The organism is Peribacillus acanthi (assembly GCF_003073175.1).
GTDB classification, from domain to species: domain Bacteria; phylum Bacillota; class Bacilli; order Bacillales; family DSM-1321; genus Bacillus_BN; species Bacillus_BN acanthi.
On record NZ_QBBX01000011.1, the window covers coordinates 93,989 to 110,854 of the forward strand.

The following is a 16,866-nucleotide window of genomic DNA, read 5'->3' on the forward strand; positions in this document are numbered from 1 at the left end:
TTCGCAAAGAAAGATTATAGATTTTTAAAAAATCTATAATCTTTTTTTATGGTTTTGCTTTGGTTGTTTTCGTAAACTTTATATCTTTTTAAAAAGTCTGAGTTGATTGTGGCGAATGCACTATCCTACTCAAACATACATACAGAGATATAACATATTAGAAAATTTAAAATTAATGGAAAATACCGTTAGTTTATATGATAAAATGGTTGTTACAAAAGGGGGATATACATATGACTACCACTGTAAATAAAATCGAACAAGAATTTTTAGATTATGTTAAAAAAATGACAGCCTATAATGAGGCACTTTCACTTATATTTTGGGATTTGAGAACAGGGGCTCCTAAAAAAGGGATTGAGCAACGATCTGAAGTAATCGGAATGCTTTCCTCCGAGGTTTTTGCTATGTCTACAAGCCAAGAAATGGCCTCTTTCATCGCACGATTGACACAAGAAGGGGAAAAGGAACTTTCAGAAATAACGGTAAAATTATTAGAAGAATGTAAGAAAGAATACGATAAAAATAAAAAAATTCCAGCAGATGAGTACAAGGAATATATCGTGCTCCTTTCTAAATCTGAAAGTAAGTGGGAAGAGGCAAAAGCAGCTTCCGATTTCGGAATGTTTAAGCCTTATCTTGAGAAAGTGATTGAATATAATCGTAAATTCATAACTTATTGGGGCTATGAAGGAAATAAATACAACACGCTATTAGATCTTTATGAGCCTGGTATGACAGTAGAAATATTGGATGAAGTGTTTGGAAAGTTACGTTCAAGAATCGTACCTTTGGTCAAAAAAATTGCTGAGAGCCCAAATAAACCAGAAACGGCATTCCTATTTAAGCATTTTCCTAAGAGTAACCAGCGAGATTTAAGTCTGGAAATCCTGGAGGAGCTCGGCTATGATTTTGAAGCTGGACGCCTAGATGAAACTGTACATCCTTTCGAAATTACATTAAATAGTGGTGATGTACGTATTACAACTAAGTATGATGAAGCGGATTTTCGTACTGCAGTTTTCGGAACAATCCATGAATGCGGGCATGCAATTTATGAACAAAATGTTTCTCCAAAACTGAATGGGACTTTGTTGGCTTCAGGTACTTCAATGGGGATTCATGAATCACAGTCCCTATTCTTTGAAAATTTCATTGGCAGGAACTATAGCTTTTGGAAGAAAAATTTTGGATTGTTGAACAAGTATGCAAAGGAACAATTCAAAGATGTTTCATTAGAGGACTATTATCGTGCGATTAATGAATCCAAGCCATCATTGATTCGAATTGAAGCCGATGAATTAACATACCCATTACACGTTATGATTCGATATGAAATTGAAAAAGCGCTATTTAATGGTGATCTTCAAGTAGATGACCTACCAAGAGTTTGGAATGAGAAATATGAAGAGTATCTTGGTGTGACTCCTTCGAACGACGCTGAGGGTGTATTGCAGGATGTTCATTGGTCTGGTGGTAGCTTTGGATACTTCCCGTCTTATGCTCTTGGATACATGTATGCGGCACAGTTTAAGCACAGTATGTTAAAGGATTTACCAAACTATGACGAGCTTTTAGAGAGTGGCAATATCGGCACAATCAAAGAATGGCTATCAACAAAAATTCATAAGCATGGTAAAATGAAAAAGCCATTTGAACTATTGAATGAAATTACAGGAGAAGAATTAAACGCTAATTACTTAATTGAGTATTTAGAAGAAAAATATACGAAAATCTATTCTCTATAAAAGTTATAAAGGGATGAGTTTTAAATCATCCCTTTTAACTTTTTACAAGGAGTCAACAATAGAGATCATGATATTTGAAAGGTTTTTGTATTAAAAGGAGAAAGGGAATGTCAAAAAAAGATTATGCAATATTTTATATTATCATCGCCGCCATCTTTTGGGGGATGATTGGCATTTTCGTCAAAGGTTTAAAAGAAATAGGCTTTGAATCAATGGAAATCGTAGCAATACGAGCCATAAGTACAAGCGTGATTTTAGTAGTTTATGGTTTATTAACCAATAGAGGAAGCTTAATTGTTTCATGGAAAAGTGTCCCTTCATTTATTGGGACCGGAATTTTTAGTATAGTATTTTTTAATTGGTGCTATTTTTATAGTATGGATAATCTTTCAATTTCAACAGCTGTAATTCTCCTTTATACAGCTCCCATATTTGTAGTGTTATTATCGTCCATTTTCTTGAATGAAAAATTGACCCTAAAAAAATTGACTCTAGTTGTAATTACGGTTATTGGCTGTGCATTTGTAACTGGTTTGGATTCTACTAGAATAGATTCTGATCATATTTTAGGTTATTTGATTGGTCTAGGTGCAGGGCTTGGGTACGCCATGTATAGTATTTTTGGGAAGTTCGCTTTAAAAATGCACTCATCTTTTACAGTAACGACTTATACTTTCATATTTGCTGCCATAGCATTGATTCCATTTACTAGGCTATGGGAAAAGAAAAGCTTGTTTTTCAATCTAGAAGTGTATCTGCATATTTTTGGACTTTGTATCATTTCGACAATCGCAGCCTATTTGCTATATACTGCAGGATTAAATAGGATGGAGAGTAGTAAAGCCTCCTTACTTTCAACCATCGAACCCGTTGCGGCAATGTGTGTGGGTTTCTTTGTTTTTAATGAAAGTTTAGATATGTATCAATGGATAGGTGCGATCCTCATATTATCTGCAGTGGCGTTATTCAGTATTCCTTATAGAGCGAGAGTAAAATCAATTCTAAAATGATATGAAACTAAAAAAAGGTGTGAATCTTAAGATTCACACCTTTTTTACTTATTACCAAAGCTTATATCCTTTGGAGCCTGGAGGAGCGTTTTGGATCATATCTATGAACGGTATTGTGTAAGCAAATAAGATCAGAACGACTGTGATGCCAAGCCATAGCTTCCAGTTTTCGAAAACCATAGGTGTTTTTTCTGCTTGATCGGCAACTTCACCAATAGGGAATTCTTGCTCACCTTTTGGTGCAAAGAATGCAAGATTTACAAAGATGTATAACACTAAGATGATACCGATGAAAAGAATTGAGCCACCTACAGCTTGAGCAATTTGGTAAGGAATCCATTCATGTGCTTGTGCTGCATCTCCATAAGTTGAGAATGAAGAACGACGAGGTGCTCCTAGTAAACCAACCGCATGCATGGCTCCTGACATGAAGGACATCCCTACAGACCATACAATTGCTTGGATGATTGCAAGCTTGTTCATTTGTTTAGTTAGAACACGGCCGGTTAAATGAGGCACTAACCAATATGAGATACCAAAGAATGTAAGAACTACGGATGTTGCTAAAGTTAAATGGAAGTGACCAGTAACCCAAATGGTATTGTGTACTACTTGGTTTAATTGGTGAGATGCATTGACCATACCACCAGCACCTGCTGGAATAAAAGCCAACATACCAATAAATGGAACTACAAAGCGAGCGTCACCCCATGGTAGCTTTTTAAACCATCCAAAAAGACCCGTTGCACCTTTTGAGCGTCCGTACATTTCAAATGTACCGAACAATGAGAATGCAGTCATCAGAGAAGGGATGACAACCAAGAAAGTTAATATTACTTGTAAGAATTTCCACGCTGGATCAATACCAGGCTCCATTAACTGATGGTGGAATCCAACTGGAATAGAGAATAATAAGAACAAGATGAAAGACATACGAGATAACGAATCTGAGAAGATTTTTCCGCCAATTACTTTAGGAATTACTACGTACCAACACATATATGCAGGTAGTAACCAGAAATACACCAATGGGTGACCAAAATACCAGAATAGAGTACGACTTACTAATACGTCAATTGTATCAACCCATCCTAAAGACCATGGTAACATCTGTAATAATACCGTTGCAGCGACACCAATTGTTGCAACAATCCAGAGTACAGTATTAACGACAACCATAAATGTTAACAATGGACTAACTTTACCAGGGTTATTTTTACGCCACTTAACATAATTTGAAATCATTGCACCCCCAGCAACCCAACTTCCAACGACAACTAACGTTAAACCGATGTAGAAAATAGGGTGAGCTTGTAAAGGAGCATAGAATGTGAATAACACGGAAGCTTCATTTAATAAAATCATTGCCGCAGCCATTGCTGTACCGAGAGTCATTAACCAAAAGCCAACCCAGCCCGTCTTACGTGCGCCATTTGAAAGGGCACCAGCTGTACGGCTAACTGCTGCAAACTGAAAACCTAGAATAAAGAATGTTGTAAGAACAAGTCCAAGTAAAACACCATGTACAGTTAAAACTTGATAATAACCAATTCCAAACGGAAGTTGCCATTTGCCTGAACGAACTAGTACTTGAAGTAAACCAGCGAGGCCTCCTAATGCCAGTGCTATGAAAGCTACATAAAAATGGGCCATGGATAACTTCGCATCGCGAGGATCCACTTTGCTAATTGTTTGGTTTAACATTATTCAACCACCTCGATTCTTGAATTCATCATATGGTGACCTACTCCACAATATTCATTGCAAAGGATCAGGAATTCTCCTGTTTTATCAAAAGTTGCTACGTATTCTGAAATAAAGCCTGGCTCCAACATCATGTTTATATTAGTACCAGCTACTTCAAAACCATGAATAACATCTTTTGTAGTTGCCATGATTTTAACTTTAGATCCTTTTGGTATTTCTACTTTTCCAGGATTGTAATTGAATGCAGATGCTACAAAAACCAATTCATAATCCCAATCCTTACCTTCGACTTTTTTTAGTCCAGGTTCATTGAATGGCGCTGTAGTATCCACTTTTTCTGGATCAATAGTAGCTAAGCAACTCGGTGGCTGATTTCCCATATAGAATGCGCTGACTCCTATTACAGAAAGGAATACAAGTAAAGTTCCAACCCCAAATATGAGCCATATTTTTTCGAATTTATGCATATGCATGGCTTTTTCCTCCTCAATCTCTTATAAACGGTCTAAAAATAAGAAGTAAACACTTACCCATGTAATTACCAAGAAGAATCCTAAAATGAAAACTGATGCTAATGTGCCTTTCAGAGAAGAATGATCCTCAATTTGGGTCTTTGCTTTATTTTTTAATTCTGGCTGAGCCATTTTCTCCACTCCCTTCAGTGAGATTCAATTAATGATTACAAATTCATCATACAAAACAATTTGTGGAATTCTAGTTGGTTTTTCCTGTTTCACAAATTGTTCATTCGTTTCTTATCTACTATCTTAATAGGATAAAATTGCTACAACAGTGATTAATGTCACTCTTACCTAGTGTAAGATGTGAAATAAATGTGAAGTTTTGTTTTTTTATAGATACTTTTGGAATAAGGATTGATGTGGCTCAGTGGTAGCGATGGTTCGTAGTAATTGCTTATGGAATCAAATAGCTGGGGATTGTAATCTTTACTAGCAACAAAAGTCGGAACAAAAAGGTTTAAAAATCATAAGATCTTTTTCATTATTCATTAACCATTTGATAAGCAAATAAATATACTATTACAATTATATTTGTAAAAAGGAATGGTGGTTTTGAATACTCGCTATTGTATATTTTGCAAGACTTTATCTGAAAAAGGAAATCGATGTTCCGCATGTGGAAGATCTGAATTTCAACTTATTGAAATTCAAGTGCAAAAGCATGACCAATTTATCAAGCCAGAGACTTTTAATAATGATAAAAAGTAAAGTATAGGGTGACTCATAAAAAATAAACCATTATATCTCTAACTTAGAGTGAATGGGGTTTTAGAGTCCCCCTTATCTTATTCTTTTGAAAACGAAATACTTTAAGATAATGTGAATGCATGATTAAATAAAAGTATTAATGTTTGGGAGGGAATGTATATGTATTTGCCAAGTTTTAATTTGAATGGAAAGACGGTATTGGTTACTGGTGCGGGAAGAGGAATTGGACAAGCTATTGCGGTAGGAATGGCTGAAGCAGGAGCAAATATAGTTTTACTGGCACGTACTGAAAAGGATTTGTTACATACGTCCAAAACGATTCAAGAAAAAGGAAAGCAAGCGTTACCAATAGTAACTGATGTTACTAATCGTGAACAGGTTCAAAAAGCAGTCAAACAAGCAGCTGAACATTTTGGAACTATTGATGTTCTTGTTAATAATGCTGGAATGAATATTCGCTCAAAAGCATTGAATGTTACTGACGAAGAGTGGGGAACAATCATGGACACCAATTTAAAATCGGCTTTCATGCTTTCTCAAGAAACAGCTAGAATTATGAAGGAAAACGGTACTCAAGGAAGTATTTTATCTATTTCTTCTGTAGCAGGGCATATAGCTTTGAGGACGGGGGTAGTGTATGCTTCAACGAAAGCCGCAATGATTCAAATGACTAAGGTTCTTGCTTTTGAATGGGCTGAATATGGCATTAGGGTCAATAGCATTGGACCTTGGTATTTTAAAACCCCATTGACCGAGAAGCTGTTAGCGGACGAAGAATACCTAAAAGACATCTTAGCAGTAACACCTCTTAATAGGGTGGGAGAACTTTCCGAGCTAGTCGGACCAGCTGTCTTCTTATCATCTGAGGCTGCGAATTATATTACAGGACAGACATTGTTTGTTGATGGTGGGATGACCATCCAAGGATTTTAAATTTCTACATCTGAAATAGAAGCGAAAAAGGTTGTAGAGGTAAAGTTTTACTTTATCCCTACAACCTTAAAAAATGAATCTAAAAATTAATAATACAAACTTATTAATTTTCTACCATTAGGATAATGCTCATTTTTCCAATATCCTCAAACGATAATGGGAGGCAAAGAGCTTTTTCGAAACCAAATAATTTAGTTTCGCCTAATAGCACTGTTGGTGGGGTAATGTCCATTTCTACCCCTTTCTGTGCGATGCTTGTCGCTAAGTTTCCTGCTAGCATATTCCCCAGCTCTCCAGCAAAAGATTGTAGCATCTCACCTTCAATAGGCATGCCGAACATAGATTGTCCAATTCTTCCGATTACTTCTTCATTTCCTTCAATGATCAATCTTCCTCTTACATCACCGGTCATGCCAATTAGGACTCCTAAAGAAACCTGCTTATAAGGTTGTTTTATCAGCGTTGGCTTATCTATTTGAATAGGAAGGGGAATCACAGATTTTACCGAATCGATGGTACCATTCAAAACATTGGTAATAGATGCACTAATTGACATTTGAACTTCCTCCAAAACGATGACTTACATCTAATAATACCAAAAAAGATGAGTATAAAGTCTATGAAAATAATAAATTTTTTGATTTTTATTAATATATTCATTAAAAAGTCACGACTTACTTCCTAGAAGATAAAGAATCAAAAATATGGAATTGGATAAGATATCCTTATCATAGTAAAAGGTGGAAGATGTATGCCCTCTATAATTAGTATGTCTTCAATAAAATTGCCAAATAAAATCTCCCAATCGAATGCAATGGAATTTGCTCACGAAATGTTTGGAAATTCCTTCAAGGATATTAATAGATTGATGAAAATCTTTGAGAATGGCCAGGTCGATTCCAGACATTTTGCCATGCCACTTGATTGGTTTAGAAATCGACATGGATTTGAAGAAAAAAATGAATTATATATTAAAATTGCTACGGAATATGGAGCAATGGCAATTCAGGAATGCCTATGTAACCCACAATTTCTTACAAATACATATCATAAAGAACAAATTGATGCTTTCATATTTGTCTCCAGCACTGGAATCAGCACCCCAACCATCGATGCTCGAATCATGAATCATCTTTCTTTTTCACCACATATAAAGCGAATTCCTTTATGGGGGCTAGGATGTGCTGGGGGGGCAGCAGGATTGGCTCGGGCTTTTGATTACTGTAAGGCATATCCAAAAGAAAGCGTACTCGTTCTTTGTGTAGAACTATGCAGTTTAACATTCCAAAAAGATGATATATCTAAAAGTAATTTAGTCGGGACCTCGTTATTTGCTGATGGTATCGCTTGCGCATTAGTCTGCGGTGATGAATCAAATGCAAGAAATTATGTAAAATCCAATCATGTTCCGCAAATTTTAGCTACCTGTTCGACACTAATGCCAGATTCTTTGGATGTAATGGGGTGGGAGGTTAAGGATAATGGGTTGTACGTAATTTTTTCTAAAGATATACCAACTATTATTGAAAGCTGGCTTAAGCCTAATGTTGAAGAATTCTTACAAGACAATGGACTATCTTTACATGATGTATCGCATTTTATTGCGCATCCAGGCGGTAAAAAAGTGTTGGATGCTTACCAACATTCACTTGGTTTTAATGAAGATATGCTAAAGGTTTCTTCAGAAGTATTAAAGGAGTTTGGAAATATGTCTTCCGCTACCATTTTGTATGTAATGGAAAGGTTTATGGAACGGAATGTTTCAGAAGGCGAATATGGATTAGCTGCCGCACTTGGCCCTGGTTTCTCTTCAGAACAAGTATTGGTGAGGTGGGAGAATGTTTAAATGGTTTTTATTATTTATCCTTCTACAACGTGCCATTGAATTAGGGATTGCTAAAAGTAATGAAAAATGGATGAAAAAAAATGGTGGGGTGGAATTTGGGCAGACGCATTATATTTGGATGATTGCTATGCACACTCTATTTTTCATATCCTTGTTTATGGAAGTGACATTATTTCATAAATCTCCATCTAGGATTTGGCTATTACTTTTAATCGTATTTATACTTGCCCAGATTATTAGAGTATGGGCTCTTTATTCTTTAGGAAGGTATTGGAACACTAAGATAATAGTTATTCCAAATGCAAATATCGTTAAAAAGGGACCATATCGTTACTTGCGACATCCAAATTATTTAATTGTTGCACTTGAAATTGCAGTGGTTTCTCTATTATTTAATGCAGTCTTCACCTTCGTTCTATTTTCATTTGCAAATGCTGTAATGATGTTAGTAAGAATTCCGATGGAAGAACAAGCTTTAAGAACATTAACAAATTATAGTGATCATTTTCGAAAATGAAGTTGGAATGAAAGCATAAGTTAACTATGGTAAAAAAACTTATTGAAAATGATTATCGTTTTTGATACTATCTAATTGAACATGAAAATTATTCTCATTTAAATTAAACTGTCAAAGGCGGTGCATGACATGGTGTGGTTATTAGTGGCATCAACGATTGCTACATATAGTCTTGTAATGAAACACGTTCTAAACAACGTTCAAGGCGCAGTGAATTCAAATAATTAAACGATTTAATATCATAAAAAGTAATTTTGTTTATGACCAGAGCATTTGCCCCTGGTCATTTTATTTTGTTCAGAAATCGATTACAATGAAGGCATATCGTAAAACAAGGGGAAAAAATAATAATGATTAAAACAACTATGAATCATAACACTTTAATTCAATCTCTCTTTTCAATATTTCAAACATTTGAGAAAAACGGAGATTTGCAAAGTGCAGAAAAAATGAAACAGTTAATACAAAAAACCAATGAAAGGGAACATATTATAGCTCTTTGTGGTCATTTTTCAGCTGGAAAATCGAGCATGATCAACTTTCTGCTGGGGGAGCAAGTATTGCCTTCTAGTCCAATCCCAACTAGTGCAAACCTAGTTAAAGTCATGAGTGGAGAGGAATTTGCTAAAGTATTCTATTTTCATGACGAACCTGCACTGTTTCCTGCCCCATATGACTTAAAAGAAGTAAAAAAATACTGTAAGGATGGAGACGCAGTAAAGGAAATTCATATTTCCTCCCCGGTGTTTCCATTACCTTCTAAATGCTCTATTATGGATACACCAGGCATTGACTCTACAGATGATGCCCATCGAGTGTCTACAGAATCAGCATTGCATTTAGCGGATATCATTTTTTATGTAATGGACTATAATCATGTACAATCTGAAGTGAATTTTTTATTTACGAAAGAACTGACTGATGCAGGGAAAAAACTATACTTAATCGTCAACATGATTGACAAGCACGAAGATAAAGAATTGAGCTTTGATACATTTCAAAATTCGGTGGAACAAGCTTTTGCTGAATGGAATGTTAAGCCAGAAGGAATATTCTATACGTCAGTAAGAGATTTGGATCATCCAAAAAACGATATCCAGACTGTTAAATCACTCATGTTTGAAAGTGTAAATTGGAGTGACGATTTCACACTTAATTCTATTTTTAAATCAGCTGAAAGATTAGTAGAACAGCATATACATTGGCTACAAGACCAAAATGAAGAGCGGCTTTCTGAAGAAATCCAACTTCTAGAATATATCGATGTAGATTCATTAATGACGATGGAAACAGAGCTAACAAATCTCAAAAAATCAAAGCAGGTAATATATTCAAGCCGATTGGAAATGGAACAACAATTTCAAGAGGAATTAAGCAAAACGCTAAACAATGCGTACTTAATGCCAGCGGAAACACGTGAATTAATTCGTATGTTTATTGAATCTCAGCAAAAAACCTTCAAAGTAGGGCTTCTTTTTTCAAAAGGGAAGACTGAACAAACACGATTGGATAGAGAGAAAAATCTATTTGACAGTCTCAAAGAAAGAATTCAGACACAGCTTGACTGGTCCATTAAGGAACTCTGTTTGTCTGCAATCAATAATTTGAATTTATATTTGCCTAATCTTGAAAAGTCCATTCAAGAGATATCAATAGCACTTCCTGAACAACAAATTAAAGACATGGTTAAGGAACAATCAACAATTACAGGTGATTATGTCCTTCTATTTAGTAACGAAGTGGCGGATTTATTAAAAAAACAGGCAAGACAATTGGCTAGGAGATTTTTTGAAGAAATTCAGAAAGAGCATAATAAAGCATTAGAAGAGCAATTGTCCCAGATGACAGCAAGAATGAATGAAATAGAGAAATTTGTTGTTGCGAGTGAAAAAGTAAAACATGGAAAAATACGTTTAGCACAATATTCACAGGAGTTTCAACAAGCTCTCACACATGCTCCTGAAAACATGGATCCACAACCAATCTTAGAAAAATGGGCAAATGATGAAAAGATAATGAGAATTATCTCAAACCCAAAAGAAGAGTTAGCACCATCGATTAATACAAAAGAAGAAGTTGCAAACGAGGTTATGGTTCATGGAGATCATACTCAAGGAAATGGGAAGCATAAGCTTGAACTAGCAACAAAGAAGCTAATTCAAGCAGCAAGGTTTCTATCACCTGTTAAAGGCTTTTCACAACTTGCAAAGGAATTACAAGAAAAAGCGAAGCGACTAGATAATCAAACCTTTACCATTGCTTTGTTTGGTGCATTCAGTGCAGGTAAATCAAGTTTTGCAAATGCATTAATAGGAGAGCGAATCCTTCCAGTATCACCAAATCCGACAACTGCTGTCATCAATAAAATCGTTCCTCCAACAGAGGGGCACGACCATGGTACTGCAAAAGTACGTTTGAAAAGTGAAGAAATGTTATTTGAAGACATCAAAATTGCAATGAACGCTTTTAAATTGTCTCCAAAGGATTTAGAAGATGCTTACCATATTTCCCGCAATTTTAGTTATGATGATAGTGGGGATGGACGAGAAAAAGCCCATCTTTCATTTATTAAAGCATTTGCTTCTGGCTATCCGTTATATAAAGGACAGTTCGGAACTGAAATAATGGTTGATATGCAAGAATTTCAGGATTTTGCAGCGAATGAAACAAAGTCCTGTCTAGTAGACTGGATCGAACTTTACTGGGATTGTGAATTTACTAGAAATGGTATGGTACTTGTTGATACACCAGGTGCAGATTCCATTAATGCGCGCCATACGGACGCAGCGTTCGAATATATTAAAAACTCCGATGCCATTTTGTTTGTCACATATTACAATCATCCATTCTCAAAAGCCGATCGAGAATTCTTAATTCAACTAGGTAGGGTAAAGGATTCTTTTGCAATGGATAAAATGTTCTTTTTATTAAATGCAGTGGACTTGGCACAGACTGAAGAGGAATGTGAAGATGTTAAGACATATATTCAAGAGCAGTTATTAGGATTTGGAATTCGATTTCCTAAGATTTATCCGATATCTAGTAAGGAGGCAATTGCTGAAAAAACAGGAAATACTTGTTTCCAGCATGCTTTCTTGAAAGATAGTGGCATGTCGCATTTTGAAGAGGCATTTTATAGGTTCATTTCTTATGAACTAACAGACCTAGCCATTTCTTCTGCTATGAACTCTGTTTCCAATGCAGTGTTAATGCTTGAAGATATGCTGATGACCGCTAAACAATCTCATGAGCAAAAGGAGCAGACAAAACAAGCCTTTAAAGCAGAATTAGCAGCTATGAGAAGTGTTGTTGATGAAGTAGATTCTGAGGTTGAATTGGGAAGAATGCATAAGGAAGTAGATGAGCTATTATTTTATGCAAGACAAAGGGTATTCTTAAGATTTAGTGATTTCTTTAAGGAGTCTTTTAATCCAGCTGTTATAAAGGATGACGGTAGGGACTTAAAGCAAGCATTACAAGCCTCTTTTACAGAGTTAAAGGAGAGCTTAGGGTTTGATTTGGCCCAAGAGATGAGAGCAACAGCCTTCAGAGTTGAATTATATATTCAAAAGCTATTACAGCAAAAACAATCTGCACTATTACAAGAAATTCAAAAGGTAAGAAGAGGTATTAATCTCTCTTTTTTAGAACTGAAAAAATTAGAAGCCTTACACTTTGAAGATGCTTTCAAGACGCTAAAAGCGAGTGATTTCAAGAAAGAACTTTCGCTATTTAAAAACACTAAAAGTTTCTTCGAAAAGAATGAGAAACAAAAAATGTCAGATGCCCTTCAAGAGGGTTTGAAAAATCCAGCGCAAGATTATGCGGACCAACAAGGTCATTCCTTAAAAACCTACTACGGATCAAGTATTGAATCAGAAATTCTAGCCATTAAACAACACTTCATTAGAAGCGTAGAAGAGATATTCGAAGGTTATAATGAGACGTTACTAAATTCCAGTAACATTGAAGAATATGAAATCCTTGTAAAAGATATGAAAGAACTGCTGAAATAGTAGGAGTGATTTCTTGCATCTAAAAGTAATGGAATCTATTCAAAAGCAAGCAGATATGGAAAATAAACAAGTTCTTTTTGCATCGATCGTAGGAAGTCATGCCTATGGATTATCAAATTCCAACTCAGATTTTGATGTGAAATGGATTTATGTCGAAAAAGACAGAAGAAAGTATCTATCCTTAACTAGACCAAGCGATGTTTTATTACAAACATGTACACCTATTGAAATGGAAGGGTGGGATATCTTTAAGGCATCTCATCTTTTCCATAAAAGCAATCCGGGAATGTTCGAATGGTTGACGACAGGAACTTGTTCTGTATGATGAAGGCATTGGTGACACTCTTCGGAGGTCAATGGAACAACATTATTCCTTGAAATCATTAGGCTATCATTACTATCAAATGCTAATAAAAAATGTGAAAAAACTTGAGACGATGGAGCAGGTTGGGATAATGGAAGTAAAAGTTTGTATCCAGGCTATTCGATGCTTTTGTATGCTAAGGAACCTGTTGAAGCACCGAAAACTAGTCAAAAGTCTGCAGTTATCAACTTTACTAGATCGCATACCAATCGAAGGTAGGGTTGCTGAGGATTTTAGACTTGCTATTGCTAGTAAAAAGCATTGTACAGGTATAGAGGAAGTTCCAATACACAGCATTCATGATTTTCTAAATAAACAACTCCCCGGGATTGAGAACGAATTAGCACAACTCCCGATTGGTGAAAATGCGGAATCGTTATTGAACCGAGAAATCTGGCGGATTTTGCAAGTATGAGTAGGGGGCCTAATATGAGCATTTTTGTTGAAAAAGAGTGGGTAATGAATCAATTAACAAATAATAATATCATTTTAGTAGACTGCCATTTTCAATTAGGAAATCCTACATTCGGAAAAAATCATTTTTTAAAGGAGCATTTACCTGGTGCGGTATTCTTTGATTTAGAGGAAGATTTGTCTGGGCCAGTCCAAACACATGGAGGACGGCATCCATTACCAGATTTACATGTTTTTCAAGAAAAGCTTCAGCAAAGTGGAATTTCTCCCAGTGATACCATTGTTGCATATGATGACGGATTAAGTCCTTATGCATCTCGTTTTTATTGGATGATGAAATATGTTGGCCACGAAAAGGTATATATCTTAAATGGTGGACTTGCCGATTGGAAGAAGTCAAATTTACCTTTGGAAAAAATAGAAAATCAAAGAGAAAGAAGCAACTATTCTTTGAATATAAATCCTCAGATTCTTGCAGCATATAATGAGGTGAAGAGTTTCAGTCTAGGGCAACTTTCAAATTCCATCTTGTTAGATTCAAGGGATGAGAAACGTTATAAAGGTATAGAAGAACCAATTGATCGGATTGCGGGTCATATTCCTGGAAGTATCAATAATTTCTGGATGAACGGATTATCTGAAGGGAAATTTTTACTATCTGAAGAACAAAAGGAACGATTTAAACACCTTGATCCTAATAAAGAAATCATCGTTTATTGCGGTTCAGGGGTAACGGCTGCTCCTAATTATGTAGCTTTAAAGGAAGCTGGATTCCCAAAAGTCAAGGTATACATTGGAAGTTATAGTGACTGGGTTTCTTACCCTGAAAATCCAGTAGAAAAGGAAACTTAAAGTGAGGTATTCAATTTGAAAGAATCAAAGTCTACTTATATGTTAATTGATGGCATGGCACTTCTATTTCGTGCATTTTATTCTACAGCGATGACAGGACAGTTCATGTTCAATTCCAAAGGTGTCCCAACCAATGCTGTACAAGGGTTTCTTAAGCACATGCTTATGGCTGCGGATAAATTCCAGCCGGCCCGTTTAGCAGTTTGTTGGGATATGGGCTCTAAAACTTTCAGAACAGAAATGTACCAGGATTATAAGGGCAATCGCCCTGCTCCTCCTGTAGAATTATTGCCACAATTCGATTTAGTAAAGGAAGCTGTTGAAGCTTTTGACATCCCGAATATTGGTTTAGAGGGATTTGAGGCCGATGATTGCATTGGATCTCTTACTAATTCACATAAAGAGGAACACCATATTCAAATTTTGACGGGAGATCAAGACTTATTACAACTTTTAGATCCTTCCGTTTCAGTGATTCTTTTGAAAAAAGGATATGGCAATTACGAGGTCCATAACGAGGAAACGTTCTTTGCATGGAAAGGAATTACACCAACTCAGATGGTTGATCTGAAAGCTTTGATGGGTGATCCATCCGATAATTATCCAGGTGTAAAAGGGATCGGTGAAAAGACGGCTATTAAGCTTCTTCAACAGTTTGACCATATTGAAGGAATATTAGAGAACATAACACAACTGACTAAAACTCAACGTGCAAAGATTGAGGATGCTGTAGAACTTCTTCATATGTCAAGAAAGCTTGCCGCAATAAAATGCGACGTTCCGATTTCGTGTCCTTTGGAAAGCGCAATCTACAAATATGACAATGAAAAAGTACAAGCTATGCTCAAGTTCCATGAATTTAAGACGGTTTATAGGTATATCCCAAGTCCTTCCTCTGATCCTTTTGCATTGATATAGTCATACTATTGAATCTAGGGTATTATGTAGGAGGGAAAAAGAAACAGTTTTGTGAGGGATCAATCAGAACATGAAGACAGTTGAAGACTACATTTACTTCTTAGAGGACAAAGGGTTTCATTTCGCAGATGAAGCAATAGGCTTTATCTATTTTGGCAAGCAATATACAAATGCACCAGATTGGCTAGTGAATGTCTGTATAGAAATGACCTTGAAAGCTCAGAAACAATTTGATGGGAGTTTTTATGTTTCCTTGCTTGAATCCATGACACACCAGAAAGTGGAGAATCGGCAGCAAGCATTATACGTGGCAGAACAATTTGGAGTTTTGGTATAAAGAAACAGTAAAATAAAAGCCGTTGGAAATACCAACGGCTAAATAGTACAAATTTATGCAGACACCTTTTCTTTAATCAAGGTGTCCTTTTTTCGTGGTTTATTTGGTAATTCAGCCAGTATCATCCCAGCAAAGATTAACAAACAGCCAATCAAGGTGGTTGTAGTGAATCGTTCTGAAATCCATAAGTAAGACGTAATAGCAGCAAATACGGGTTCCATAGCAAATATCAGGGCTACTCTTGTAGGTGATGTATAGCTTTGGAAGAAGGTTTGGGCCAAGAACGCGAAAGCAGTAGCCAATACAGCAGTAATAACCAAAGCCGAAAGTACTTCTGGTTGAGATAATATGCCTATATCAATCATTCTGCTAAAATCTTCTGTGCCTACACTAAAGCCAGTAGATAGTAAACCAACCGTTAGAATTTGAATTAATGTCAATTCTAAAGCGGGAAAGATGCCAGCAAATTTTGAGGTAGTAATGATATGCATGGCAAACCCAATTGCACAAATAAAGACTAAAATGTCTCCTGTATTAATGTTCGACGTTTGGATAGCTGTCATTAAATATAGTCCTGTCGCTGCAAATACTACCCCAATGACAGCATTTCTATGAGGTTTTTGTTTTAGTAGGAACAATGAAAATAAAGGTACAAGGATCACGCTCAACCCTGTAATAAAACCTGCCTTAGCTGGGGTTGTATATAAAAGTCCAAACGTTTGGAAGGCATATCCAATGAATAACCATATTCCCATTTTTATTCCTGCAAACAACAAGGGTTTAGAAAATCCAACGCTATGTTTTTTCCTTACTAAAAACCATAAATATAGAATAATAAAGGCCAGTATAAAACGGACAGCATTGAAACTAAATGGCTCTAAATAAGAAATCGCATCTTGGACGAGGACGAATGTAGCTCCCCAAATAAAAACAACCAATAATAATGTACTATCTGCAAGAAGTTTTTTATTCATC

General features: G+C 35.9%; 16 protein-coding genes. 11 read left to right on the forward strand and 5 right to left on the reverse strand.

Annotated features, from left to right (window positions below; translation table 11 throughout):
• The first annotated feature begins 233 nt into the window (after positions 1-233).
• Positions 234-1,748 carry a carboxypeptidase M32 gene (locus DBX25_RS12695; RefSeq protein WP_108671173.1) on the forward strand — a complete coding sequence of 505 codons (1,515 nt, stop codon included), beginning with the start codon at positions 234-236 and terminating at the stop codon, positions 1,746-1,748.
• 107 nt (positions 1,749-1,855) lie between these two features.
• Positions 1,856-2,758 (forward strand): DMT family transporter, encoded by a 903-nt coding sequence (locus DBX25_RS12700; protein ID WP_108671174.1) that lies wholly within the window; start codon positions 1,856-1,858, stop codon positions 2,756-2,758.
• Between the two features lie 51 nt (positions 2,759-2,809).
• Here the strand turns inward: DBX25_RS12700 and DBX25_RS12705 are convergent, their stop codons facing one another.
• Genes DBX25_RS12705 through DBX25_RS12715 form a run of 3 tightly spaced genes read right to left on the reverse strand, consistent with a single transcriptional unit; the run spans position 2,810 to position 5,109 of the window.
• Positions 2,810-4,462, reverse strand: a complete 1,653-nt coding sequence (locus DBX25_RS12705; protein ID WP_108671175.1) for a b(o/a)3-type cytochrome-c oxidase subunit 1 — start codon at positions 4,460-4,462, stop codon at positions 2,810-2,812.
• Positions 4,462-4,938, reverse strand: a complete 477-nt coding sequence (locus DBX25_RS12710; protein WP_108671176.1) for a cytochrome c oxidase subunit II — start codon at positions 4,936-4,938, stop codon at positions 4,462-4,464. The genes DBX25_RS12705 and DBX25_RS12710 overlap by 1 nt, the downstream gene beginning before the upstream one ends.
• Positions 4,939-4,959: 21 nt before the next feature.
• On the reverse strand, positions 4,960-5,109 hold the full coding sequence (locus DBX25_RS12715; RefSeq protein WP_108671177.1) for a cytochrome c oxidase subunit 2A: 150 nt from the start codon (positions 5,107-5,109) through the stop codon (positions 4,960-4,962).
• Between the two features lie 744 nt (positions 5,110-5,853).
• Between DBX25_RS12715 and DBX25_RS12720 the strand changes: the two genes are divergently transcribed.
• On the forward strand, positions 5,854-6,627 hold the full coding sequence (locus DBX25_RS12720) for an SDR family NAD(P)-dependent oxidoreductase (RefSeq protein WP_108671178.1): 774 nt from the start codon (positions 5,854-5,856) through the stop codon (positions 6,625-6,627).
• Positions 6,628-6,730: 103 nt separating this feature from the next.
• Here DBX25_RS12720 and DBX25_RS12725 read toward each other — a convergent pair whose 3' ends face one another.
• Positions 6,731-7,183 carry a chemotaxis protein CheX gene (locus DBX25_RS12725; protein ID WP_108671179.1) on the reverse strand — a complete coding sequence of 151 codons (453 nt, stop codon included), beginning with the start codon at positions 7,181-7,183 and terminating at the stop codon, positions 6,731-6,733.
• Between the two features lie 195 nt (positions 7,184-7,378).
• On the opposite strand from DBX25_RS12725, the gene DBX25_RS12730 reads away from it, so the two are divergent.
• The 8 genes from DBX25_RS12730 (at position 7,379) to DBX25_RS12765 (ending at position 15,891) form a co-directional block, all read left to right on the forward strand.
• Positions 7,379-8,473, forward strand: a complete 1,095-nt coding sequence (locus tag DBX25_RS12730; RefSeq protein WP_108671180.1) for a type III polyketide synthase — start codon at positions 7,379-7,381, stop codon at positions 8,471-8,473.
• Positions 8,466-8,990: an isoprenylcysteine carboxyl methyltransferase family protein gene (locus DBX25_RS12735; protein WP_108671181.1), complete on the forward strand. Its 525-nt coding sequence runs from the start codon at positions 8,466-8,468 to the stop codon at positions 8,988-8,990. Before DBX25_RS12730 ends, DBX25_RS12735 begins: the two co-directional genes overlap by 8 nt.
• A 350-nt stretch (positions 8,991-9,340) precedes the next feature.
• Positions 9,341-13,006 (forward strand): dynamin family protein, encoded by a 3,666-nt coding sequence (locus tag DBX25_RS12740; RefSeq protein ID WP_108671182.1) that lies wholly within the window; start codon positions 9,341-9,343, stop codon positions 13,004-13,006.
• Between the two features lie 13 nt (positions 13,007-13,019).
• A complete protein-coding gene (locus tag DBX25_RS21645) occupies positions 13,020-13,331 on the forward strand; it encodes a DNA polymerase beta superfamily protein (RefSeq protein ID WP_108671183.1) in 312 nt (103 codons plus the stop codon).
• Between the two features lie 7 nt (positions 13,332-13,338).
• A complete protein-coding gene (locus DBX25_RS21650) occupies positions 13,339-13,785 on the forward strand; it encodes a DNA polymerase beta superfamily protein (RefSeq protein ID WP_276309607.1) in 447 nt (148 codons plus the stop codon).
• A gap of 14 nt (positions 13,786-13,799) precedes the next feature.
• The gene (locus DBX25_RS12755) at positions 13,800-14,636 is read left to right on the forward strand and encodes a sulfurtransferase (protein WP_108671185.1); all 837 of its coding nucleotides are present in this window, start codon (positions 13,800-13,802) and stop codon (positions 14,634-14,636) included.
• Between the two features lie 15 nt (positions 14,637-14,651).
• Positions 14,652-15,554 (forward strand): 5'-3' exonuclease, encoded by a 903-nt coding sequence (locus DBX25_RS12760; RefSeq protein WP_108671186.1) that lies wholly within the window; start codon positions 14,652-14,654, stop codon positions 15,552-15,554.
• 70 nt (positions 15,555-15,624) lie between these two features.
• On the forward strand, positions 15,625-15,891 hold the full coding sequence (locus DBX25_RS12765) for a DUF6123 family protein (protein ID WP_108671187.1): 267 nt from the start codon (positions 15,625-15,627) through the stop codon (positions 15,889-15,891).
• Between the two features lie 53 nt (positions 15,892-15,944).
• Here the strand turns inward: DBX25_RS12765 and DBX25_RS12770 are convergent, their stop codons facing one another.
• Positions 15,945-16,865, reverse strand: coding sequence for a DMT family transporter (locus DBX25_RS12770; protein ID WP_108671188.1), 921 nt, complete (start codon positions 16,863-16,865; stop codon positions 15,945-15,947).
• Position 16,866: the final 1 nt, after the last annotated feature.

Coding starts and splice junctions, on each gene's coding strand:
- DBX25_RS12695 (WP_108671173.1), top strand. CDS start 234: ATGACTACCACTGTAAATAAAATCGAACAAGAATTTTTAGATTATGTT.
- DBX25_RS12700 (WP_108671174.1), top strand. CDS start 1,856: ATGTCAAAAAAAGATTATGCAATATTTTATATTATCATCGCCGCCATC.
- DBX25_RS12705 (WP_108671175.1), bottom strand. CDS start 4,462: ATGTTAAACCAAACAATTAGCAAAGTGGATCCTCGCGATGCGAAGTTA.
- DBX25_RS12710 (WP_108671176.1), bottom strand. CDS start 4,938: ATGCATATGCATAAATTCGAAAAAATATGGCTCATATTTGGGGTTGGA.
- DBX25_RS12715 (WP_108671177.1), bottom strand. CDS start 5,109: ATGGCTCAGCCAGAATTAAAAAATAAAGCAAAGACCCAAATTGAGGAT.
- DBX25_RS12720 (WP_108671178.1), top strand. CDS start 5,854: ATGTATTTGCCAAGTTTTAATTTGAATGGAAAGACGGTATTGGTTACT.
- DBX25_RS12725 (WP_108671179.1), bottom strand. CDS start 7,183: ATGTCAATTAGTGCATCTATTACCAATGTTTTGAATGGTACCATCGAT.
- DBX25_RS12730 (WP_108671180.1), top strand. CDS start 7,379: ATGCCCTCTATAATTAGTATGTCTTCAATAAAATTGCCAAATAAAATC.
- DBX25_RS12735 (WP_108671181.1), top strand. CDS start 8,466: ATGTTTAAATGGTTTTTATTATTTATCCTTCTACAACGTGCCATTGAA.
- DBX25_RS12740 (WP_108671182.1), top strand. CDS start 9,341: ATGATTAAAACAACTATGAATCATAACACTTTAATTCAATCTCTCTTT.
- DBX25_RS12755 (WP_108671185.1), top strand. CDS start 13,800: ATGAGCATTTTTGTTGAAAAAGAGTGGGTAATGAATCAATTAACAAAT.
- DBX25_RS12765 (WP_108671187.1), top strand. CDS start 15,625: ATGAAGACAGTTGAAGACTACATTTACTTCTTAGAGGACAAAGGGTTT.
- DBX25_RS12770 (WP_108671188.1), bottom strand. CDS start 16,865: ATGAATAAAAAACTTCTTGCAGATAGTACATTATTATTGGTTGTTTTT.